The sequence below is a fragment of the Desulfuromonadales bacterium genome (assembly GCA_035620395.1).
Classification (GTDB): Bacteria; Desulfobacterota; Desulfuromonadia; order Desulfuromonadales; family DASPGW01; genus DASPGW01.
Genome location: DASPGW010000029.1, coordinates 1 through 23282 on the forward strand (window position 1 = coordinate 1; position 23282 = coordinate 23282).

Annotated in this window: 16 protein-coding genes; 2 read left to right on the forward strand and 14 right to left on the reverse strand. The window is 62.0% G+C overall.

Going from position 1 to position 23282, the window contains the following annotated elements:
- Positions 1–930: 930 nt before the first annotated feature.
- The 4 genes from VD811_01800 to VD811_01815 are packed head-to-tail and all read right to left on the reverse strand — an operon-like array spanning position 931 to position 8176.
- Positions 931–1635: an MgtC/SapB family protein gene (locus tag VD811_01800; GenBank protein HXV19706.1), complete on the reverse strand. Its 705-nt coding sequence runs from the start codon at positions 1633–1635 to the stop codon at positions 931–933.
- A gap of 16 nt (positions 1636–1651) precedes the next feature.
- A complete protein-coding gene (locus VD811_01805; GenBank protein HXV19707.1) occupies positions 1652–5050 on the reverse strand; it encodes a UvrD-helicase domain-containing protein in 3399 nt (1132 codons plus the stop codon).
- Entirely contained in the window at positions 5047–7755 is a 2709-nt protein-coding gene (locus tag VD811_01810) for a PD-(D/E)XK nuclease family protein (GenBank protein ID HXV19708.1), read from the reverse strand. The genes VD811_01805 and VD811_01810 overlap by 4 nt, the downstream gene beginning before the upstream one ends.
- Before the next feature lie 19 nt (positions 7756–7774).
- Positions 7775–8176, reverse strand: a complete 402-nt coding sequence (locus tag VD811_01815) for a VanZ family protein (GenBank protein HXV19709.1) — start codon at positions 8174–8176, stop codon at positions 7775–7777.
- 133 nt (positions 8177–8309) lie between these two features.
- On the opposite strand from VD811_01815, the gene VD811_01820 reads away from it, so the two are divergent.
- Complete coding sequence (locus VD811_01820; GenBank protein ID HXV19710.1) at positions 8310–9014, forward strand: lysophospholipid acyltransferase family protein; 705 nt, start codon at positions 8310–8312, stop codon at positions 9012–9014.
- Between the two features lie 62 nt (positions 9015–9076).
- Here VD811_01820 and VD811_01825 read toward each other — a convergent pair whose 3' ends face one another.
- The 6 genes from VD811_01825 to VD811_01850 all read right to left on the reverse strand — a co-directional run bounded on the left by VD811_01825 (position 9077) and on the right by VD811_01850 (position 16146).
- Positions 9077–9574: an alpha/beta fold hydrolase gene (locus VD811_01825; GenBank protein HXV19711.1), complete on the reverse strand. Its 498-nt coding sequence runs from the start codon at positions 9572–9574 to the stop codon at positions 9077–9079.
- A 483-nt stretch (positions 9575–10057) separates the two neighbouring features.
- Positions 10058–10429 (reverse strand): C-GCAxxG-C-C family protein, encoded by a 372-nt coding sequence (locus VD811_01830; GenBank protein ID HXV19712.1) that lies wholly within the window; start codon positions 10427–10429, stop codon positions 10058–10060.
- Between the two features lie 143 nt (positions 10430–10572).
- Complete coding sequence (locus VD811_01835; protein ID HXV19713.1) at positions 10573–11745, reverse strand: hypothetical protein; 1173 nt, start codon at positions 11743–11745, stop codon at positions 10573–10575.
- Positions 11742–13655, reverse strand: a complete 1914-nt coding sequence (locus VD811_01840) for a tetratricopeptide repeat protein (protein ID HXV19714.1) — start codon at positions 13653–13655, stop codon at positions 11742–11744. The genes VD811_01835 and VD811_01840 overlap by 4 nt, the downstream gene beginning before the upstream one ends.
- Positions 13652–14554 carry a sugar-transfer associated ATP-grasp domain-containing protein gene (locus tag VD811_01845; protein ID HXV19715.1) on the reverse strand — a complete coding sequence of 301 codons (903 nt, stop codon included), beginning with the start codon at positions 14552–14554 and terminating at the stop codon, positions 13652–13654. The genes VD811_01840 and VD811_01845 overlap by 4 nt, the downstream gene beginning before the upstream one ends.
- Positions 14551–16146 carry a 7TM domain-containing protein gene (locus tag VD811_01850; GenBank protein ID HXV19716.1) on the reverse strand — a complete coding sequence of 532 codons (1596 nt, stop codon included), beginning with the start codon at positions 16144–16146 and terminating at the stop codon, positions 14551–14553. Before VD811_01850 ends, VD811_01845 begins: the two co-directional genes overlap by 4 nt.
- 294 nt (positions 16147–16440) lie before the next feature.
- Here VD811_01850 and VD811_01855 point away from each other — a divergent pair, with 294 nt between their 5' ends.
- A complete protein-coding gene (locus VD811_01855; GenBank protein ID HXV19717.1) occupies positions 16441–16941 on the forward strand; it encodes a RimK/LysX family protein in 501 nt (166 codons plus the stop codon).
- Positions 16942–16963: 22 nt separating this feature from the next.
- On the opposite strand, the gene VD811_01860 is transcribed toward VD811_01855, so the two are convergent.
- The 4 genes from VD811_01860 to VD811_01875 form a co-directional block, all read right to left on the reverse strand.
- Positions 16964–17848 (reverse strand): GerMN domain-containing protein, encoded by an 885-nt coding sequence (locus tag VD811_01860; protein HXV19718.1) that lies wholly within the window; start codon positions 17846–17848, stop codon positions 16964–16966.
- 79 nt (positions 17849–17927) lie between these two features.
- Positions 17928–18392: a hypothetical protein gene (locus VD811_01865; protein ID HXV19719.1), complete on the reverse strand. Its 465-nt coding sequence runs from the start codon at positions 18390–18392 to the stop codon at positions 17928–17930.
- A gap of 50 nt (positions 18393–18442) precedes the next feature.
- The gene (locus VD811_01870; protein HXV19720.1) at positions 18443–21697 is read right to left on the reverse strand and encodes a CusA/CzcA family heavy metal efflux RND transporter; all 3255 of its coding nucleotides are present in this window, start codon (positions 21695–21697) and stop codon (positions 18443–18445) included.
- A 63-nt stretch (positions 21698–21760) separates the two neighbouring features.
- A complete protein-coding gene (locus VD811_01875; GenBank protein HXV19721.1) occupies positions 21761–23185 on the reverse strand; it encodes an efflux RND transporter periplasmic adaptor subunit in 1425 nt (474 codons plus the stop codon).
- Positions 23186–23282: the final 97 nt, after the last annotated feature.

The following is a 23282-nucleotide window of genomic DNA, read 5'->3' on the forward strand; positions in this document are numbered from 1 at the left end:
GGCGAAGGCGAGGCAGGCCACGGCGTAGGGGTCGCCGGAGCCGCTGAAGAGCTTGCCGATGTCTCCTTTGAGCATGCTGTAGGCGTAGAGAATGCCGAGGGCCAGATTGATACCGGTGCCGGCGAGGACCACTGTCCACCCTTTGCGCAGTGTGTTTTCCTGTTTCATTTTAGCCTCCTTGGTGGGATAAGGGTTTTCGTCGAAGCCAGCGGACACGAAGCGAACATGAAAAGGTAAGGGCCACTTTGCCTTGAACGCTGGAATAAGCGGCTTGCCGCCAACGGCTCCCGCGAAGTGCGGCTGGTGGGCGCGCGGCGGCGCCAAATTTTCCGTTGCCTCCATGTGTGGCAAAGCTTCGTGCGGGAAGCGAACGGCCAATTCCTGATATTTCGAACACTCCGCGTGGCGACAGTTGCAATACGTCACCATTATCCGGACATCGTCAGGTGAGATGTATCCGCACCCGACATCGCAGTAATCATCGCCTTTGCGGAAAAACGGGCAGACCTTCTTATTCTGCATGGTAGCCCCTTCATCGGTTTTTTTAGTTCATACTCGGCCAACTCTTGTATACGTATTGAGCAACCGCCATACCAATGTTTTATATCGTTCAAATAATTCAATAAAAATAAATGATTTCATATAGTTAAAAATCAAACTCAAACATCGGATAGCATCGCTTGTTTTCGCAGCGATGCAAAAAATCAGGTTTTTAAAAATGGATGGGGGTGCAGGGAAAGATGAGAAAAAGTGAGCAGAGATGGCCCGCAGGCTTGCGGAAGCGTCATGCAGACATGAGCGCAGCGATGCAAAACGACGTTTTGCATCGCTGCGAGGTTATCCGGAGGGGATTTGCAAAATTGCGAAAAGGTGCTGGACAGAACGACAGCGGGAAAATCGAACCGGCATCCTGCCGGGGCGAGGCATCCGTTATTTAAAACTAACTCTTTTAACCCCGGGCAGACCGGCGATCACCGATGTCAGCTCCCGCCCCATCCGCCGGCGATGTTGCGTAAGAATGAAGTCGTAGCCGACTTCCCCCATTCCCAGGTCGAGACTGGAGCTGACGTCGGAAATCCGCAGTTTGTTCTCGCGAAAGATTCGCTCGAGCTCCGGATAAATATCCTTGTCGCTGCCGGCGACAACCGTCAGAAAAAGATAACGGTCCTTCTTGATGACCGGCTCCAGCTTCTTGAGGAAGAACAGACTGAAGAACGCCAGCATGGTCGTAAGGACGGCAGGTCCGAATAGCCCCATGCCGCAGGCCATCCCGAGTCCAGCAACCACCCAGAGGCTGGCAGCAGTGGTCAAGCCACGAACATTGACACCCTCCTTGAGAATGACGCCGGCACCGAGGAAACCGATCCCGGCGATAATCTGTGCCGCCGTCCGCGAGGGATCGAGGCGCACTGCGGAGTCGACCCCCAGGTCACCGTATTTCAGATGGAAGGCCTCGGAAATGATCATCATCAGGCAGGAGCCGACGGTAACCAGCAGGTGGGTGCGCAGACCGGCCGGACGGCCGTGCATTTCCCGCTCGAAGCCGATAATGCCGCCGGCCAGGGCAGCCAGCAGGAGTTTGACCGTAATGGAGAGTTCGTAACTGCCATGCCAGGTGTTTTCGAAGAACATCATTTATCCCCGGTCGTTTTTACTGATCCCCTGCTTTACACTCAATATTACCTTCTTTCCCATGATCTTCGAGCGGCAGCTCGTACCAGCCATCGAACATCGGGAAGTAGAGGGCTGTGCGGACCGCCCTGTCGGGCTCCAGGCTGCGGAACAGGGCGGCGTACCTGGCCAACTGTTCCTGGTAACATTCCCTCTCGCGCTGATAGAAAACCGCGTGATCTTCGTTTTTTAAGGGTAAGCCCGTCTTGTAATCGATGACCCAGCGGGTGCCCTCCGCATCAACAAATGTTCGGTCGAGAACCGCATGGACCAGCTCTCCATCGAGCATCCCGGCCAAAGGATACTCACTGGCAGCTTCCAGATGCGCCGCCAGCAGCCAGCGACCCCGCTGACTGTCGAGGACAGCTTGCAACGCCCGGCGAATCTTTCCCGTACTATCCGGAAACCATGTCGCCGCAACACCCAGAGCAATCAACTGGCGGCGGATGGGAAGTTCCATCTGGTCCAAGCGCTCGCGAGGCCAGCTCGCCAGTCCGTCGCGGGCGATGCGCTCGAGCCAGTAATGCACCACCGTACCGATGTGGCGTCCCAGGTCCCCGTTCCGGCCGGAGAACCCGGCTTCGTCGGCTGGCATCTGGCGCACAGCCGAGGCTCTGCCGGCAACGGCAGCGTATTTCACCGGAGCGGCAACCAGAGTCGGCAGCTTCCAGTCGGCCGGCAGCCGCCGCAGTGGCAGGGCCGGTGGAAAACTCTCCGCGGCGATGGTGGCCGGCTCTCCTGGTGCCTCGGGGACAAAAGCTTCAGAGACGGCAGGCCAGAGCTTGTCGAGCAGGGAGCCAGCCTCGGGTCGGGCCTCACCGTTCTGATTGTGGGTGACATGTCCGAGCAGGTGGAGCCTGTTTTTGGCGCGGGTGGCGGCTACATAGAGCAGACGGGTGACTTCGAGTTCCGCCTTTTCTTTTTCCAGACGGCCGATCATGTCATAGATGGGATCGCGGCTGTTTTCTCCCCGCGGCTCAACCGGCGCCAGCAGCAGCCCGCACTCCGGATGTTCGAGCCAGCGAAGCAGCGGTTTATCGGCCGGGCGGGCACGGCGCCCCAGGCCGGGAAGGATGACGGTATCGAACTCCAGCCCCTTGGCCTTGTGAATGGTCATGATCTGCAGCCGGTTGCCGGCGGCCGCATCGGAGGCGGCAAAAAGCCGCTGCAGACCCTCTTCGAGTTGGTCTAGCGAAACCAGGTCCCCTCCCCTTTCCAGTTCCTCCAGCAGCCCGAAAACCCTTTGCGCGTCTTCCAGGGCAGCTGCGTCACAGCAGGCGGGGCCGCCGAGAGAGAGCCAGCACCCCTCGACCAGGCGCCGCAATCCAACCCTGCCGCGCTGTCTTCGACCTTCCTGCAGCACGGCAAAACTCCGCGCGGCTCGTTTCTGCCCGTCAGGCGTCAGGCGACCCAGAACCTGAGGATCCGCCAACAACGCCGGGAGGGTGGCCTGTCGTTCGCCGCGACAGAGAGCATGCAGGTCGTTGAGCGGCAGCCCGCACCAGGGGGCGCGCAGCACAGCCAGCCAGGCGAGCCGGTCGCCCGGATGCAGCAGCGCCCGGGTCAGGGAAACCAGGTCCCGGGCCACCGGCCTCTCGGCCAGCGGATCGATCTCCTGCGCCAGGTAGCGCAGGCCGGCCTGGCGCAGGGCCGGTAAAATGTGGGCAAGGTGGGGTCGCGAACGAACGAGGATGGCAATGCTGGCATCCCCCCGGCCCAAGGCTTCCCGGATGAGGTCGACGACCCGTTGCGCCTCCCCGGCGTCGTCCCGGCCGGCTTGCGGATGGCAACAGACTGCCGGCCCGTCGCCTGGCGGGTGAACCGCCGTGGCCGGTGCGTAGCGGACGGCACCGCAGGCCATGTCCTCCGTCCCCGGGAAAACCCTGGAAAAACTCTCATTGACCCATTCGACGATGCCGGCACGGGAACGGAAATTTGCAGAAAGCACCAGCGGTTCAAGGGGAACGGTGCCGATTCCGTAGCGCTGCGCGCGCAGAAACAGGCCCACTTCGGCCTCACGAAAGCGGTAAATCGACTGCATCGGGTCGCCGACCACGAACAGGGTACGGCCATCGCCGGGCTGCCACCCCTCGGTCAGCCTTGCCAGCAATTCGAACTGCAGCCAGGACGTGTCCTGGAATTCGTCGACCAGGATGTGACTGAGGCGGGTGTCGAGACGCAGCAGCAGCTCGGAAGGCGCCCCCTCTTCTCGCAACGCCCGCAGCGCTTGGCCGGCAACCTCGGAAAAATCGACCTCTGCCTCCTCGCGGAAAACCAGCCAGAGTTCCCTGGCTGCCAGCAGGAGCAAATCGATCAGGGCCTGCAGGACCTGCCACTGGTCATCGGAGTAGTCTGGCGGCGGCAGACGCCTGATTTCCGCCAGCAGCGGAGCGAGAGCGGCCAGGGAGGGATCGGCGAGGAGCGCCTGCATCGCCTCCTTCATGGCCGCTTCCGGGCCATGCTTGCCGGCAGGGAAGCCGCAGTTCTTGTCGACCCGCCGCCTCAGGTCACCGGCGGAGGTCAGCAGAAGATCGGCCAGTCCCTGCCATATCGGCAGGTCGCCGGAGGTGGTTCCGGGAACCCGCTGCAAACTGCCGAGAACAGCCAAAGGGCGCTCGTCGGCAAGATTGCCGGCGGCGTAACGGGCGACGACCAGCAGCGGCTCTGCAAGCTCTTCGGGCAGCCTGGCCCTGGCCTGCAGAAGGAGCGCTGTTAGGTAGCTGGCCAGGGCGTCTTCCAGCAGGTGGCGCCGGGCGCCAGGGTCGGCTCCGACCAGATGCCTGAGCCACTGATCCCGGCGCTGCAGCATGTTAATCAGCATCGCCTCGAGGAGTTCCATCCGGTTGTCGAGGTGCGTCAACAGCCGCGCCGTTTGGGCGCCGCCCGCATTCCTTGAACCGACTCTCGCCAGGGTCCGCCTGGCCGCCTCCCGGTAGAGACGGGAGGGGTTCTCGGCAATCTGCGGCATGCCGCCGAACCGGGAAAGCCATGGCATGCGTCGCACCAGCGAGGAGTTGAAGCTGTCGATGGTCTGGATGCCGAGCAGCGAGGGATTGTTCAAAAGCTGCCAGCCACACTCCCGGTCGCGCTTGAGAACTTCGTTGGCCAGGCGCCAGGTGCGACGCTCGTGTTCCGGCTCCGGCTCCTCGCCTTGTGCCCTCGCCAAGGCCTGCAGCAGGCGATGACGCATCTCGGTGGCGGCTTTGCGGGTGAAGGTAATGGCGAGAATCTCGTCGGGTCGACGGACCCTGGCGAGCAGTGCCAGAAGGCGCTGGGTCAGAAGTTCGGTCTTGCCCGAACCAGCCGGAGCCTGGACGATGAAAGAACGTTCCGGGTCGAGGGCGAGAGCGCGGACGGCGGCATCGCTGAGCGTGTTCATGACGCCTCTCCTTCGCCGGCGATCGGGCCGGTGGCCTCACTAATCCGGCAGAGGGAGGTGAGGTCGCAGGTCCGGCAGGCCTTCTGCACATCGACCGGATCGACCGTAGCGACACCGATAGCGAAATCTTGCCCAAGAGCCTCCAGTCGGCGGCGCCAGCAGCTCAGGAGGTCCTCCCACCCTGCGATACCGTGCTTCTCCGCCAGCTTCGATTCGACAAAGGCAGCCGTTTTGGGCAGGACGCCTTCGTCACGGGCGACCCCCTTGAGTGCGCATTCGCCCCGGCGCAAGCTGGCGAAGGCGACGGCTGCAAGTTGCGCCTCCCCCTCCCCTATCCCATAGATGGGCAACTGGGGTTCGAGCAGTCGCTCGGCGAGCAGGTCGTCGAGGTCGACCCGGCCGGTCTTGTAGTCGATGATCACCCGGCCGCCATCGGCCAGCGCGTCGACGCGGTCGATCTTGCACCTGAAATTCAGTCCACCGAAACTCTCTTCATGGATTTTCTCGCATTCGACGCAGGTGAAAGGTGTCCGCTCGCGCTCTACCTGCGCCAGCCATTCCTCGGTCAGACGCTGGAGTCGGACCCGCTCGATGGCCACCAGGGCCTGCGGCAGGTGGCGCCCCTTCGTTTGCAGGAGACTGTCAATAGCGTCATTGACACAGTCCAGCACCCGTTCGCGAAGCGCTTCCTCAGTCAACGCACACAGAGCCGCATGCGATTTGGTCATCGCCCAGAATTTTTCCAGAACCGCGTGAACCAGGGTTCCCCGGGCGGCAGGATCGATTCCCGGCGAGGGCTTCTCCAGCGCGGAGACACCCAGACGGTGGTGGGCAAAGGCCCGAAATGGGCAGAGCGCCTGATCTTTCAAAATCGCCGTGCCGCCTCGGGCAACCTCGTTCTCTTCGAGCGCCGGCCCCCGGGAATCCGCAAGCGACACCACTGCCGGGAGAAGGTAGGTAAAGGCCTGATGCGGGGCGTGACTCGGCGCCAGCGGGACTTCGGCGAGCGGCAACCCGGCGATCAGCGGGCTGGGGCGCAAAGCGCAATCCCCCTGCTGGAGCGGATGGCTGAAGACCACCGAGGGAGCCGCCGCCTGCAAGCGCTCCATGACCCGGCGGGCAAAAACAGCTTCACGGGCAGGGTCAGCATGCGGCATGGCATATTTCGACTGCAACGGGATCGGCAGAAACGGATTGGGCCTGGCCGGCGCCGGCCAGGCCTCTTCATGCAGGCCGAGCACCCAGAGATGGTCGAAGGCGAGACCTCCCGCCTCGAGAATGCCGCAGACCTGAAGCCCGCTGTCAGGGGTCTTGGGCTGAAACACTTCTTCACCGGCCATGCGGCGCAGCAGGGCAACCGCCTCGCTTCGGCTCAAGGGACGGCAGACCGCGTCAAGAACGCAGAATTGCGTCAACAATTTCTCACGCCAGGCGCCGATCACCTGGAAGTCATGACTGTCGAGCGGCCGTTCTCCGGGCCATCCGACCTGCTCCAGCAGGGAGCTGAACCGGGCGGCCCAGTCGCCGGGCAGCCGGCGGTCGCGCTCCTGGAGGTCTCTTGCCAGAGAAGTGAAAATACCAGCCATGGTCTTGATACGGATGGGGTTGCAGTCTCCTCCCCCCACTTCCTGGCCAAGGGCCATCTCCCCCAGAACGGGCAGGGAAAAGGTGTCGGAGCGCAGCTTGCGGAGGCTGAGTTCGAAGCGGGAACGTCGGTCGCTTTCCGTCTCGGCACCGCCCAGGTACGGAGTACGCAGGAGAAAACTTGCCGCTTCGAGGGTCAGGCGAGGACCGGCAGAGAGAATCGCCAGGGCAGCGGCTACCGGTCCTAGCTGCGCCAGAGGAGAGCCAAGGGTGAGGTTGAAGCTGCATTCGTCATTGCTGAAGCTCAGCGGCGACTGCGGATCGATTTCCTCGCGGAAAATGCGCTCGAGCAACGGCTGGTAGGCCGCCAGGTCGGGGGCGATGACGCCGATCCGCTCCTCTCCGGCTTCGATCAGACGGCGAGCCCAGCGGGCGGCCTGGCGGACCTCATCGGCGGCGTCGCAGGCGGCGGCCCGCCGCAGTTGGCCAACCGGTGCGGTCGGGGCCGGCACTTCCCGCACGTCGCAACCCACCCGGGCAGCAGCCGCAGAAAGCCGCTGCAAGGAAGGGGGCAGTTCATCGTAGCCGACCAGCAGCAGTTTCTCCGGGACCTTCAGGCGGCCGGTCGTAAGCGCGGCGGTAAGGAAATCGGTATTTTCGGCGGGATCGAGCCAGTCGCCGGCGGTGCAGGCCGTCCGGAAGCGGTCGCGCCAGCGCAGAAAGGCACGGTGGTCGTCGGTCAGCGGATAAGCGGAGCAGTCCGCCCGGTACTCAGCCAGCAGTTCATGGGCTTCCCGACCCCTGCGGGCGCTGGCGGAAACTTGCAGCAAGTCGAGACCGTATTCGGCCGCGTCGGTTTCGACGACTTCTTCCCAGAGGCGCCGGGCGGCTGCCGCGGGGAGCACGCGCCAGCCCTCATCGAGGGTCGATAAGGAGCGCGTCTGCCAGTCCTCGGCACTGAGAATGGCCGGGGTCTGCCAGGACGGGCGCCCCTCCGACTGCATCCGCTGGTCATAAAGCCGGCCAAGATGCCGGGCGAGACGCTTGTTGGCCGTCAGGATGAGAGCCCCTTCAGCCGCCGCAGTGAGCAGTTGTTCGTGATGCAGCTTGTTCGCGCTCATATCGAAGCCGACTCTACCTTTATGACGATTTTCGCAACAGCCAGTGTTCCCGGATAAGTGCTGCGACAACCACCACCATTCCGCCTGCGGCATCGGCTATCAGGTCACCCCATTCCGCCTGCCGGACTCCGGTCAGGGTCCCCTGCAGGATTTCGACCATGCCGCCGAAGACAACGGCGACCAGCAGGGCGTAAAGCCAGGGTTGGCGAATGAGCGGTCGCCATTGGGAAATAAAACGCCCGGCCAGCAGGGTCAGCAGGGCGTAGGCTCCGGCATGCTGCAGCTTGTCCCAGGACAACAGCTCCGAAGGCGGGCTCGGAGGCGTGGGCGTAAGAGAGAGCCAGAGCAGGCAGCCGGCCCAGAGCAGCAGGGCCGCCAGTCGAGCCAGCAGGCATTTTCGGCAGAAAACCGTCTGTTTCATGGACCTCCTCGAAGGGGCTAAAATACTTCATTTCCAGCCGGAACGAAAGGCCAAAGAACCAGTTGTCGTCAACCCGCGCTGGCACATAACTCCAGGAATAATGCGTTAGGGGATTGCCGCTCCGAGTGCGGGCATGGTATATAACCGCATCGACCTTGCCAACTTCCATCCTTCTTTCGAGGATCACTTGAAAGCATCCCTGCTGCGCCGTTTCTGGGCCACCTTCGCCTCTTATATCGTCGGTTTATACGCCTCCTTCATCAACCGGTTCAGGATTTATGGTGCAGAGAATATCCCCCGCCAGGGGGGAGTGTTACTCGCTTCCAACCATATCTCGGGCTATGAAACGGTTTTCCTCCCCTGGGCGGTCATGCGGCACCACCCCATGCAGATGGTCTGGGCGCCAGCCAAGGAAGAGCTTTTCAGCAACCCTCTTCTCGGCGCACTGTTCAGGTCGTGGGGGGCGTTTCCGGTCAAACGCGGGCGGGACGTCCGGGCGGGAAAGACGCTCAACGAACTGCTGCAGACCGAGAAGGTGATGCTCTTTCCGGAAGGGACGCGCAACCGCGACGGAGTTCTCGGCAAAGGGAACCGCGGGGTAGGTAAGCTGATTTACGATATCCGGCCGGCCGTGGTTCCCACGGCACTCAGCGGCCTGAACCGCTGGAAGTTTCCGGGGATCGGCCAGAAAGGCGCTGTGGTCTTCGGTCCTCCCCTGGATTTCTCCGACCTTTTTGTACTCGAGGATTGCAAGGAAACCCACCTGCTCATCGTCGATCGACTCATGTCCGCCATTGCTGCATTGCTCAGGGACAGTCAGCAGACAAAGCAAACGTAGGGGCAGGCCCTGTCCCCGTCGAGAGTGGCCACAGGGGGCCGCCCCTGCAACAGCGCCACGGGTCAGGCCACCTGCCGATACAACTGGCAGCGAGGCCGGAACCGCTTCACCTCATTTAAAAAACCGAGCAGACCGCCGGAAACCCTGCGTTTGGCAACCAGGTCCGTTAAACACTCGTTTTCCGTGTCGATGCCCATGCGGTTGCGAGGCTCGACGAAAACGGCCGCGGCCAGCCGTTGCGGGTAACGCTGCAGAAGAGTTTGCAGGACATGGGCGCCCAATGACAACCCAACAACGGCCGCCCGGCCGATACCGAGATAATTCAGCAGCCTGATGACATCGTCGCTCAGGACATCGATGCTGCAATCACCAGCCGACGTCGAACCTTCCCCGAAAACGCGAAGATTCGGAACAATCACCCTGTACCCCGCCAGCACGAGCGGCTGAATATGGCTCTCCCGCAGACGGTGGTCCGCTGGCAACCCATGGAGCAGGAGAACTGCCGGGCCAGCACCATGTTCCTCGTAGGCCTGTGTCATACCCTTAATCAAAACTTGCATGGTTTGGACCTCCTTTGCCGAAAGATTTTCCGGGCGTGTTTCCCGCGGTAAATACGGCCATCGGGTAAGTGTCTTTTTTCCCTGAACGCCACAGGTTTCGCATCGGCATACCAATCAGCAAATTACATACCAATGTTTTATAAAAATGAATGGCGATAATTTCTCTTTATTTTCGGGGCATTAGATTTACTACTCGAATTAACGGCCTCCGGATATCCGGTTGGTTTTGCAGGATTGCGAAAGAGCCGTTAAGGGTCGCTTGCTTGCTTAAGGATTTTGGTCCCCGCTTGTCACATAAAAGACACCGAAATACGGTGACTTGTATTCGGAAGCAATCCGGAATGCCGTCTTCGCATTTCTGCAAACAGTGTTTGAGTGTTTTGCCGACCTGCGAGGCATTTTGTAATCCTGCAGACGAAAAAGCCCCGCGACCAGGAGCGCCGGCCACGGGGCAAAATGCTGGATCTGTTGATCCGACCGTTATTATTTGAGCCATCGCTCGACGATCTCTGCCGTCTCTTCGGTGATCTTGCGGCAGTTGGACAGGTGTTCCCGGCTTTTCCATTCATAGGATCGGGTGAGGGCAACGCAGCAGGTCACTCGGTGTCGCTTTTTGAACTCCGAGACAAGCTCTCCCGCTTTGCTCCCCTTCCCGCTCCAGCCAAGGGCCATGACGCCCCCGGAGATCGCGCCGCACAGGCACTTGCTGCCGCCGACCCCGCCGCCAAAGGCTTCTGCCATCTCCATCATGCGAGGGTCGTCGATCCCGGTGGTCGCCTGCAATACCGCCTGGGCGCAGTTGAGGCCGGAAGCGAACAGTTCTCCCGCCCTCTCCCCGGCGGTCTGGTCTTCCATTTTGCGTTTCCTGAATCCGAGTATTTTCGCCAGCATGAAACCTTCCGTTCGTTGGGGATAATTTACTGTCCGGAAAAATTCTAACTGTGTCGAGGATACCGCCAACGGCGGCTCCTGGACAAGTGGTATTGTTTGGTGGCCGTCTACAGCTCGGCCTTGATGCCGGCGGCAATCTGGTGGCGGCTGTATTCATAACGAGGGTCGACGGAGTTCTGGTCGATGTATTCGTAGCTCGTCCAGAGCTTCCAGATTCCCTTCAGGGGCATCTCCCCTTTGACCTCGGCTTCCCAGGTCTCGTAGGCTTTGCGAGGAAAGGCGGGATTGTCGAATGCGAAGGCGCGGGGATAGTCGCGCTCCCACCAGGTGAGCTTGAGGTCGATCTCCCCCAGATTGCTTCTATGCCGCGAGCGGAGTTGGTAGCGGTGCCGGGTGAAATCGTTGTACCCAACGAAATCGTCGTCCCGCAGCAGCAGGCCGTATTCCAGGTAGATCTTCCACCCTTTGGACATCTCGTGCGCCAGGGAGAGGTCGAAGTCGTAGTAGCGGTAGCGGCGGTCGGGGCCGGCCGGCACCAGGTTTCCCGCTCGGTCCCGGGGCGGCCGATCCTCGAAGTCGCGGACGAAGTAGGCGAGGCCGGACTCGAGAGTGGTGGAGGGGGAAAGATCGTACTCGGCGGTGGCGCCAAGACGGTAGTAGAGATGATCCAGTGAGGAAAGAACCGCCACTTCCTTGTAGTCGTAGCGGCTCCACTCCCCTTTCAGTGCATATCTGACCGGCGTGGTCCGCATCCGCAGTTCCGCCTGCAGCCCGTAGCGATGGTAGATGTAGCGGTCGCCGAGGTCCGCTGCGGTGACCGCAGTGGTTCGCTCCAGACCCGTATCGCGGTCGACGTAGATTTCCCGGTTGTAGGCGAAGGTGGGGCCGACGGTGACCCGGTCGCGGAAGGGTCCCCTGCGCCCCAGTAGATATTCTACGCCGGTGAAAAGGTCGGTGCGGTAGGTGTCGGCGTTGTCAACCCGCTCCTGGAAGAATTGATTGCTGCGGAAGTCGAGGGAAGAGAGCCAGCGCAGTCTGTCTCCGCCGGCGGCATGATCCGCCTCCACCTCCAGGGGGACGAAGAACCCCGACCTTTTCCGTGGAGAGACGATCGCGCCCACGATGGGGTCGAAGTAGTCGTGTTCGGGCGCCAGAAAGGCGTTGCTGTCGTAGCCGAGGCCGGTCGCCCCGCTCAGGGAATATTCCGCCGCCGGCGCCGGCGGTGCGACGGCTGATACGGCAGCGGCCAAAACGACCAGACAAACCCTCACCAGCTTCATGGTTTTTCCCCCTTCCGCGCTCTAGTCAGTCTTTCCATCTCTCGCCGGATCCTTTCATTGCCGGGGTCCAGCCGCAAGGCTTGCTCCAACTGTCGCCGGGCGGACTCGGGATTGTCGGCCTTCCTGAGGGCCTGTGCCAGCTCCAGGCGCAGCCTCACATCGGCTGGAACGGCATCCACCGCCTGGCGCAGGACCTGCACCGCTTCCGTGTACTTCTTCTGGGCGACCAGAGACTCCCCCAGCAGCCGCAACGCCCTGGTGTTTTCCGGCTGCAGTTCCATGACCTTGCGGAAGGCCGCCTCGGCCTGCCCCGGACTGGCCGTCTCCAGGTAGGCCAGCCCCAGGTCGAACCAGGCACCGGCATGGGTTCCGTCCTTCTCCAGCAGCGCGAGATATTCGCGGATCGCCTCCCCGTGACGGTTCATTCGGGCGAAACGTACCCCGAGGTTGAGCCTGGCCTCGGAATAATCGGGGCGGATATCGAGAGCCTTCCGCAGGGCGCGCACCGCCTCCTCGTTCTTCTCCTGCCGGGCGTAGAGGACCCCCAGATTGTACCATGCCCGTTCATAACGGGGCTCCAGCACGACCGCCCGGCTAAAGGAGACCTCGGCTTGTTCCCACATCTCCTGCCGCAGATAGGCAAGGCCGAGGTTGTAGTAGGCCTCCGGCCAGCTTTCCCGCAGCCGTAGGGCCTCCCGATAGGAACGGATGGCTTCATGGTCGTTCTGCTGGGCCGCGTAGGCCAGTCCAAGATTGTAGTAGGCCTCCGGATACTCTCCCCGTTTGAGCTCAATCGCCTGGCGGAAGGCGACAACAGCATCCGCCAGCCGCCCTTCGCCGAGAGCAACCCGGCCAAGGTTGAAGCGGCTTTCGGCATGTTCCGGGTCGCGGGATAGAAGCCACTCGAACTGGCTTCTCGCCTCCCCCCAGCGTTTCTGTTCGAGAAGGATCAGCCCCAGGTTGTAGCGGGCCTTGCCATACTCGGGGAAGAGTCCGCTCGCCTGCCGATAGGCTTCCTCGGCCTCCTCCAGTTCCCCTGCCGCCGAGTGGTGCACGCCGATATGCAACCAGGTCGGCGCATGGCCGGGGTCGAGCTGCAGAATCTTCTCAAACTGTTCCCTGGCCCTGGCCCGCCCCGCCGCGTCGTCGGGTTCCAGTGCGGCCAGGCCGAGTCGTGCCCGCAGGTACCCGGGTTGCAGCCGGATCGCCTCCTGGAAGAATTCTTCCGCCTCCTCGACCCGACCCAGCCGTTTGCTGGCCACCCCTGCGTTGTAGAGAGCGCGCGCCCGCTTCTCCCCCCCGGCCAGGGAAGAGGCCAGGATAAAACTCGACAGGGCCGCTTCCTCCCGGCCGCTCCGAATCTGGGCTACGCCCATCCGATAGCGGGCGTCGAAATGGAAGGGCATCTGGTTCACGGCGGTCTGATAGCTCCGCAGGGCTTCCTCGGTCCGGCCCAGTTCGGCCTGGGCCTCGGCCCGGTAGTAATGGCTGGGTGGGAAGACCGGGTTGGTGGTGATGGCGCGGTCCAGATAGTCCAGCGCCTTCTGCGGTTCTCCCTGGATCAGGTGCAGCAGTCCAAGATCGTTGAGAATTCGCGAAGAGGGCTGTCGGGACAGCAATCTCTCGTAATGCTGCCGTGCCTGCTCCACATTTCCTTTCACCATGAGCCGTCGCGCTTCGGCGTAGAGAGGATCGAGCACCTCCTCCCACGAAGGTCCGGGTCCGATATCGAGTTCGTCCTCTTCGCCCGCAGCGACCGGGTAGCCTCCCTCTGTCATGGGCTCGCCGATGGCGATGACGGTGACGCGATCCGTTTCGCGGGCGACCCGGAGGTTCACCAGCACCAGGGCCAGGAGTCCCGCGGCCAGAAGCAGCACAAACGGCCAGAACGTTTCCCGCAGGAAGCTCATGACGCCTCTCCCCGCTCTCCGAGCAGCGCCTGCAGGCAGCGACGGGTGACATTCTGGATCTCCAGGCCCGGCCGGGCGTTAATCTCCAGCACCATGGGCCCGGTCTCGGCGATGGCGACGTCGATGCCGATGTATTTGAGGGGGAAAACCTCGGCGGCCAAACGGCTGACCCTGAGAATCTCGTCCCAGTAAGGGAGGGTCCGACCGGAGAGCACGGCGCCGGTGTCGGGATGACGACGAACCTCCTGACGGCCATGCAGAGCTTGATTGGTCTTTCCCGACTCTGGATCGATGCTGATGCCGATGCCGCCTCGGTGGAGATTGGCACGTCCTTCAGATTTTCGGGTGGGCACCCGGACCATGGCCAGCATCGGGTTATCCCGAAAAAGAATAACCCGCACATCGGCCAGCCCCAACGGACTCAACTCCTCCATGGCAGGGTGCTGCCGGACCCTCTGTTCGATCAGGGCAGCATCGGCGAGTTCGTAGGAGTAGACGCCAAAGATGATGTCGGTGATGTGCTTGCGCAGCTCTTCGATGCTCAGCACCCGGCCGCTGATGCCGGTCCAGGACGCGCCGGCCCTGCCGGCGACAACAATGATGCCGCCGCCGCCCCGGCCCCGCGCCGGTTTTATGACGAACTCCTCGTGGGGAGCCAGGTCCTCTCCAAGCCGGCGCAGCTCGAAAAAATGGCGGTAGGTTCCGAGAGTGGCCGGGACCGGCACTCCGGCACGGCCGAGCGCCTCCTTGGTCAGCACCTTGTCGTCTGCCAATGGGAGGAAACGCTTGGGATTAAAGGGATAGACGTAGCCCAGATTGCGCCGGTTCATGCCGAGCACCTGGCCGGCCTCCGGGGAGAGGAGCCAGTGGACCATCGCCTGCCAGCCCTTTGCTTTCAAGGTGCCTCCTTCTGGAGCAGCCGACGGAAGCGGATGAACTCCGAGGCCCGAATGCCGACCCATTTCCCCAGCCAGAGGTCGAAGGCGACGATGAGCAGCAGGCATTCGGGGAAGACGAGGACCAGTGCCTGCAGGACGGAAGAGTGCATGACACCATAGCAGACTGCCACTGCGAGCACGGTCATGAACAGCCGCCTGGCTGCCGCTGCGAAACTGTATTCGGCCTGGACCTGGGCGAAGCGCTCGGCGGTGAGGGTGAGTATGGCGACTGGAAAAAGGGTGATGTGAGCCAGCGCAATAAGCCCGAGCTTCAACCCCGCAACAGTCATGGTCAGCATGAGGATGATGACTGTTACGAAAAGAATGGCCATTTTCGGGGCGTGCAGGATCTGCAAGGCATCAAGGCCGCGTTGGGTCGCTGCACCGAGCAGGATGATGGTCAGAAAGCCGAAAATCCCCCACCAGAGGCCGGTTTCCAGCGCCGCAGCGGCAATGAGGGCAGGCAGAAAGGTGCCGAAGGTCTCCAGACCCACCACGTTGCGCAGCACCGCCGTCACCAGGGCACCGAAAGGGAGCATGAGGATGATCTCCAGCAGCTTCCGGGAAATGCCCACCTGTTCGAACAGGCCGAAGAGGTTCAGGATGGTCAGCGGCGAACGTGCCAGGGAATCCTGCAACTCCGGACGGGGATCCAGGGTCCGGTCGATCTTGTAGAGAGCCCGGAAGTTGATGTTGGGCGCGTGTCGGAACAGGACCAGGTCGCCGTAGTAGAGGGTCAGGAAGTTGGCCGGGATCTCGGCGAAGTGGTCATTGACGGTGTCGAAGGGGACCCAGTGGCCGTTGACGTAGATTTCCACCCACTGGTGGGAGGTTCGCTTGCTCCCCTGCTCCAGGATTACCCCGCCCACCAGCCTGGCCGGCAGATGGAGCTTGCGGGCGAAGGCCGCGAAGAGCCGGCTCTTGCCGTTGCAGCTCGCTTCACCGAGTTTGAGTGCCGTTACGGCATCGGTGTAACCGGAAAAGTCCCGATTCTCGATCTGGTCCTGGATATAGCGGTGAATGGCGGTCAGTGTCGTCGCAATGTCCGGCAGGTCCCCGGGGAGGATCTCCTGCAGCGCCTGCTCGATCAGCGGGTCGGAGACCTGAATGCCGGGGGTGGGCTCCAGATACGGAGTGAAGGCGGGTGAGTAGAAGGCCGGAATTTTCAGGCCGGCCGGAAGGAGATACCGCACGTGCCGGGGGGAGACCGTGAAGGTGTAAAGAATGTTATGAGGCCCGTTGAGGTTGGCCGCCGTCCAGCTGCCGATGAGGTTTTCCCCTTCGGTTTGGAGCGTGAAAAGGAATGTGCCGGAGGCGTTCTGCCCTTCGCCGATGACCTGCCGATGATCGGAACGCGGCAGGAAGGTGGATACGGAGACGTCTCCACCGTGACCGTCCACCTGCAGAGAGAGATCGACCCGGTAGCCGACCGTAGGAAGCAGGGCGGCCAGGGGGTAGCGCAGAACGAAGATCTTGTAACCCATGAGGGTCAGTGGAAGCAGCACCAGAACAAGGAGGGCCAATCGGTAGGAGATGTCCCGATTCCATTTCATAGGTTCAGTCTATCGCCAAGGCGGGATTGTTCGGTCATGAATGCCAGGCTTTTGTCGCCGGCAGCCCCTCTCTCCCCTGGTGTCACGGGAGAAAGTCTCAATGTATTGATACTTTAGCAGGTGGCTCGCGGTTGGCAAGCCTGCCAATCAGCCGGATGCGATCTGCAAGCGGGACCGGCCAGAAAGCATTGCCGGGGCTCGAAATCGACGGATGAAGCTCCGCCCGGGGTTGTGCCCGTCTGCCCACCTGGGCTATCATTCTTTGGAATTTCCCTCCCCGCCCGGAGTTGCTGCATGATCTATTATCGCCTGTTTACCCGAAAGATCCTTCCTGTTTTCCTGCTGGCTGGCCTGACCCTCCTGGCCCCGGCCGCAGAGGCGCTGGAGAAAAGGATCGTCGGGGCGACCGAGGTGGTGACCGTTGAGGAAGCCGGACTCTCCTTCCTTGGCCGGATGGACACCGGCGCGGCGACGACCTCCATTCACGCCGTCGACATCGAGGTCGCCGGCCCGCTTCCGGAAGGAGCCGACTGCACCGGGCTGCCGGTTGCCTTTACCGTGGTAAATGAGCAGGGAGAGTCCTGCAGGTTGACCGCTCGGGTGGAGAAAACCGAGAACATCCGCACCTCGGAGGGAAAAGAGGAGCGACTCTTCGTCAACCTGACCGTCGGCTGGCAGGGAGAGGAAAAGCAGGTACTGGTCAACCTGAACGACCGCTCGGCGATGAAGTATCGGCTGCTGCTGGGGAGAAACTGGCTGGAGAACGACTTTTTGGTCGATGTCGCCCTGCGTTAGGGCGGCTACCGCGACATTTTTCTCATTCTTTCTTTTCCGCTGGATGCTCGTGGCGTTGCAGACGAAATATCGCCTCGCCCTTTCCTTGACGGCCGAGAGCATCGATGACATCCCAAGCGGCCGACAGGGAGACCCCCTCGCGGTAGGCTGAGGGGTTTTCAGGATGAATGACAACGGCCATATCGAAGGCCGACTGGTAGTACTTCCCCTTGACCTCCTGGCCGCCTGCATTCTGCAGCCGGAAGCTGCCGATGGTGACAGGGCGGTCGAAATTGGCCAGAATTTCTTCCGGTTCTTCGGCTCCCTGCTCCCAGTTGCCGATCACCATCAGCAGGTTCGGCACGTCGGGGGAGGCGATCCGCTGCGGTTCATGGCCAAAGCCGCCGTCGGGCATCCCTGGCGGGAAAACTCCGTCGACAAGGATGCGGACCCTTTTCACCTCGTTGAACTGGACTGCCGTCTCGGTGAGGGCTGCGGCCATGGCCGCGAGGTCCGGCGCAGCGGTGGAGTTGCCGTCCAGGCTCAGAGTCAACTCTGCCACGCCTTGCTCCAGCGAACCGACCTTGAGGCGGGTACCGGCGGGAAAGGGGTTGAACAGGTCGCTCTCCTCCGGAAAGGTTACTTCCCCGCTGACCAGCCGAGCCAGTACCAGCTGCAACTGCCCGTCTTCGCGGAAGAGAAAGAAAGGCACCGGGCGGACCTTGCCCGGATCGCTGCGCAGCGGAAAAAATCCGACGCGGGCGAAGCAGGTACCGCTTTCCGGGGTGGGGGGCTGCCCGAAGTTTTCCAGGTAGGCCGGGTTCGCTTTTACCGCTCCGGCGGGCAACCCCGGGGTTTTCTTTTCGCATCCCGTGAGCAGCACCGCCGCCAGCAGAATGAACAGGCCGAGAAAAGATTTTCGCACCATCTCGAACCTCCAGGTAAACGGTACGGCAGGCGAAAGATGAAAGGGCTGCGGTCCCGCCCAGCCCTTTCATCTCAATGCCTTATTTCACAGTGTAATTGAACATGTACTGTCGAGTCTTGCCGTCTGGAAGCTTGGTGCCCACCTTGAACTCATATTTTCCTTTTTCCGGCAGAACGATGTCGGCGCCGAAGTGCCCCTCCATCCCCATCAGCTTGACGGGATCGCTTTCCTTGCCGGCGGGATCCTTGATCTTCACCGCCACCGTCCCCTCGGTAATCTGCTTACCGGAAGCGGTGTCGACGAAGGCGACCATGAAGTGATGGGTTTCCTTCATCCCTACCTTGGCCATTGCCGCCTTGACATCATTGAGGTGGGCCATCGCCTTGACCCCTTCCTCGGTCTCTTCGCCGAGCATGAACATGCCTTCTTCCATCTTCATGCCTTCCATTTTGCCGTGTTCGTGTTTTTCGTGGCTCATAGCGCCGGCAGCGAGCGGAAGTCCCAGCAGGAAAATTGCGACCAGAATTGCGTTCAGTTGTTTCATCATTTCTCTCCTTGGCTGATTGGGGCGGCTTTGCCGCCGGGTTAATTTTATCACGCCTGGCGGCCTGCCGCGTGGCCCTCCCCTTCCTCGATCTCCTCCTCGGAGGTGGGCACCAGTGACTTTTCCAGTTTCCGGGCGCGCCACAGGTAGAAGATGACCGGATAGACCATCAGCTCCATGATGCCGGAGGTGACCACCCCGCCGACCATGGGAGCCGCGATCCGTTTCATCACGTCCGCCCCTGCGCCGTGGCTCCACATGATCGGCAGCAGGCCGGCGATGATGACGCCAATGGTCATCACCTTGGGCCGGATGCGCTTGACTGCTCCGTGGTGAATCGCCTGTCTGAGGTCGCCGCGGGTCAGCATGCGGCCGTTGTCTCCCCAGAGCTTGTGGGCCAGGTCGAGGTAGAGGAGCATGACCACCCCCGTCTCGGCGTCGAGGCCGGCCAGCGCGATGACCCCGACCCAGACGGCGATGGAGGTGTCGTAGTCGAGGGCGTACATGAACCAGAAGGCCCCGACCAGGGAGAACGGCACGGCCAGAAAGACGATCCCCGTCTTGATCAGGCTCTTGGTATTGATGTAGATGATGACGAAGATGATCAGGACGGTCAGCGGGATGATGACCATCAGCCGGGACTTGGCCTTCTCCATGTACTCGAACTCGCCGCTCCAGACGATGTTGTAGCCGGCGGGGAGCTTGATCTTCTCCGCCACCGTCCGCTGGGCGCTCTTCACGTAGGTGCCGACGTCGATCCCCTTGATGTCGACATAGACCCAGGCGGTGCGGCGGGCGTTCTCACTCTTGATGCTGTCGGGATCGTTCCGCACCGTGATCGTCGCCAGTTGCTCCATGGGAATGTGTGCGCCGTTCGGCGCCGGCACCAGCATCCGCTTCAGGGCCGGCAGGTCGCTGCGAAAATCCCGGTCGTAGCGCAGGGTTACCGGGTAGCGCTCCAACCCCTCGACGGTCTGCGTGACCATCATGCCGCCGGCCGCCGTCTGAATGACGTTCTGGATGTCCCCCACCTGAATGCCGTAGCGGGCGGCGGCCAGCCGGTCGATGTCGAAATCGAGGTAGTAGCCGCCGACCGTGCGCTCGGCGATGGCCGAGAGGGTGCCGGGAACGGTACGCATGACCGCCTCGATCTCCGCGCCGAGTTCGCTGAGGACCGCCAGGTCAGGCCCCATGATCTTGATGCCGACGGGCGTCTTGATGCCGGTGGAGAGCATGTCGATGCGGGTCTTGATCGGCATGGTCCAGGCGTTGGTGAGGCCGGGGAACTGGATGGAGGCGTTGAGCTCGTCCACCAGTTGATCGACGCTGATCGTCTTTTCCTCCGGCCAGATCCAGCGCAGGGGCTCTTTGAGGAATTCAGTCCATTCGGACCAACCTGAATAGAAGCGGTGCGTCGGAACCTTCCGCCACTCTGCTTCCGGCTTGAGCATGATGGTCGTCTCCACCATCATCATCGGCGCCGGGTCGGTGGCCGTCTCGGCGCGGCCGATCTTGCCGAAGACATGGTGCACTTCGGGGAACTGGCGGATGATGCGGTCGGTCTGCTGCAAAACCTCCTTCGCCTTGGTCACCGAGAGCCCCGGCAGGGTAGTCGGCATGTAGAGCAGGTCTCCCTCGTACAGGGGCGGCATGAACTCCGAGCCCATCTTCGAGAGCGGCCAGGCGATGGAGAGCATCAGCAGCAGCGCCGTCAGCAGGGTCGCTTTGCGCCATTTGAGGACGAAGTCGACCACCGGGTGGTAGAGGCGGATCAGCAGCCGGTTCACCGGATTGGCGTGCTCCGGCTTGATCTTGCCGCGGATGAACCAGCCCATCAGGATCGGCACGATGGTGATCGAAAGGAGGGCCGCCGCCCCCATGGCGTAGGTCTTGGTGAAAGCGAGCGGTTTGAACATGCGCCCCGACTGTTCCGTCAGGGTGAAGACGGGGACGAAGGAGACAGTGATCACCAGCAGACTGTAGAAGAGGGTCGGCCCGACTTCCTTGGCGGCATCCCGGATGATCTCCCAGTGCGGCTTCCTGCCGCGGTCGCGCTCCAGGTGCTTGTGGGCGTTCTCGATCATGATGATCGCCGCATCGATCATCGCCCCGATGGCGATGGCGATGCCGCCCAGGCTCATGATGTTGGCATTGATCCCCTGGGCATACATGATGACGAAGGCCATCAGGATCGCCACCGGCAGGGTGAAGATGGCGACGAAGGCGCTCGGCAGATGGAAGAGGAAGATGGCGGTGACGAGGGCGACGACGATGCTCTCTTCCAGCAGCTTTTCCTTGAGGGTTTCTACCGCCCGCTCGATGAGCCCCGAGCGGTCATAGACGGTGACGATCTCCACCCCTTCGGGGAGGCCAGCCTTGAGGTCTTCGAGCTTGCGCTTGACGTTGTCGATGGTCTTCATGGCGTTTTCGCCGAAACGCATGACGACGATGCCGCCGACGACTTCCCCCTCGCCGTTGAGCTCGGCGACCCCGCGGCGCATCTCCGGCCCAAGACGTACCTCGGCGATGTCCCGCAGCAGCACGGGTGTGCCGCGCTCGGTGGTCATCACCACCACGTTCTGCAGGTCGGCCAGATTCTGGATGTAGCCGCGGCTGCGGATCACGAACTCGGTCTCGGCCATCTCGATGGCGCCGCCGCCGACGTCCAGATTGCTGTTCTTGATGGCCATCTCGACCATGGTGATCGGGATGTTGTAGGCGAGCAGGCGGTTGGGGTCCAATGCTACCTGGTACTCCTTGACGAAGCCGCCCAGGCTCGCCACCTCGGAGACCCCCTCCAGGGCAGTCAGCTCGTATCGCAGATACCAGTCCTGAATGGAGCGCAGCTCCTGCAGGTTGTGCCGGTCGCTGACCAGGGCGTACTCGAAGATCCAGCCGACGCCGGTAGCATCCGGTCCCAGGGTCGGGGTGACGCCGGCGGGAAGCCTGCCGGAGACGTAGTTCAGGTACTCCAGCACCCGGGAACGGGCCCAGTAGATGTCTGTGCCGTCCTCGAAGATGATGTAGACGAAGGAGTAGCCGAAGAAGGAGTAGCCGCGCACCACCTTGGCGCCGGGGACGGCGAGCATCTGCGTGGTCAGCGGATAGGTGACCTGGTCCTCCACCACCTGCGGCGCCTGCCCCTGGTACTCGGTGAAGATGATCACCTGCACGTCGGAGAGGTCCGGGATGGCGTCGACCGGCGTGTTCTTCAGCGAGTAGATGCCCCCGACGATCACAAAGAGTGTGACCAGGACCACCATGAATTTGTTGCGGATCGACCAGTCGATGATGCGTTCGAGCATGAGAATTCAGCCTTTGTCGGACTTGTCGGACCTGTCGGAGGAGTCAGACGGGTCCGACAAAGATTATTTGAACAAATCGTCCAGATTTTCCTGCTTCGCCGGCTTCTTCGGCTCCTGCATCTTCTGGATCGCCTCGCGCAGCTTGCTTTCGGAGTCGAGCATGAACTGGGCACTGGTCACCACCGTCTCTCCTTCATTGAGGCCAGAGAGGATCTGCACGTAGCCGTCCTCGTCGCCCACGCCGGTCTTGACGGCGCGCGGCTCGAAGCGTCCCTCGCCGCGGGCGACGAAGACCGTCTGCCCCTTGCCGGAGTTGAGTACCGCATTGCCGGGAATCGCCAGTACATCCTTCACGGCCTGTGTTTCGATGCGCACATTGGCGTACATGTCCGGCTTGAGTTCGAGGCCCGGGTTGGGGAATTCGATCCGTGCCTTGACCGTACGGGTCTCGTTGTCCAGGTAGGGATAGATGTAGGTGATTTTCCCTTCCAGCACCTTGCCGACGGCGAAGGGGATTTCCACCGACGCCGCCTGGCCCAGCTTGATCCACGGCAGTTCGTACTCGTAGATGTCGGCGTTGACCCAGACCCTGGAGATGTCGGAGACCTGCAGCAGTTCTTCGCCGGCCATGACGCGCATCCCTTCGAAGGTCTTCTTCTCGGTCACGATTCCGCCGTAAGGGCTGTAGAGGGTAAGGGTTTTACGCAACTGACGGGTCCTCTCAAGTTCGGAAATCTGCTTCTCGGAGATGTCCCAGTAACTCAGGCGGGTGCGGGCCGCCTCCCGCAACCGGCGGGCGCTGTCGGCGATCTCCGGGAAGGGGCTTTCAGCGAGCCGACGGCCATTGTCGAGGGCGAGCAGGTATTCCTGTTGGGCGGCCACCAGTTCGGGACTGTAGATCTCCAGGAGGGGTTGCCCCTTGCGGACCATCTGGCCGGTCTCGTTGACGTGCAGGCGCTCGATCCAACCGTCGATCTTGCTGTTGATCGAATACTGGCGCGATTCCTCGTAGGTGACCAGGCCGACGGTGCGCAGGGTTCGGGAGAGGTTGCGGCGCTCCACCGGCGCGGAGCGGATCCCCATGTTCTGGGCGGTGACCGGGTCGACGACGATGCCGCCGGTGCCTGCCTCCTCATAGACCGGCACAAGATCGTGCCCCATCGGGTCCTTGCCCGGCTCCTCGCGGACGTAGGTCGGGTCCATGGGGGATTTCCAGAGCTTCACCTTCCGCTCGGCAGCGGCCTGACCGCTCGTTCCGGCCTTGAGGGGAGTAAGCTTCATGCCGCAGATGGGGCAGAGCCCGGGCTCGTCCTGAATGATGAAAGGGTGCATGCCGCAGGTGTACTGCGTCTTTGCGGCGGTTACCATCTCGCCCGCCGGGACGGTGACCGCCCGATCGGCATGGCGCCCGGCGCCGAGAAAGTAGCCGGCGGCCAGGGTCAGAAGCAGCAGCAGAACCAGCAGGGGGATGGCAGTCTTTTTTGTCATGGTCATCTCGCAAACCCGTGATTGGTGATTGATGATGCAGGGGAGCAATTCATTGCGCCCCGGGCGTGATGAATCACGCCCTTACATGTATGAATTC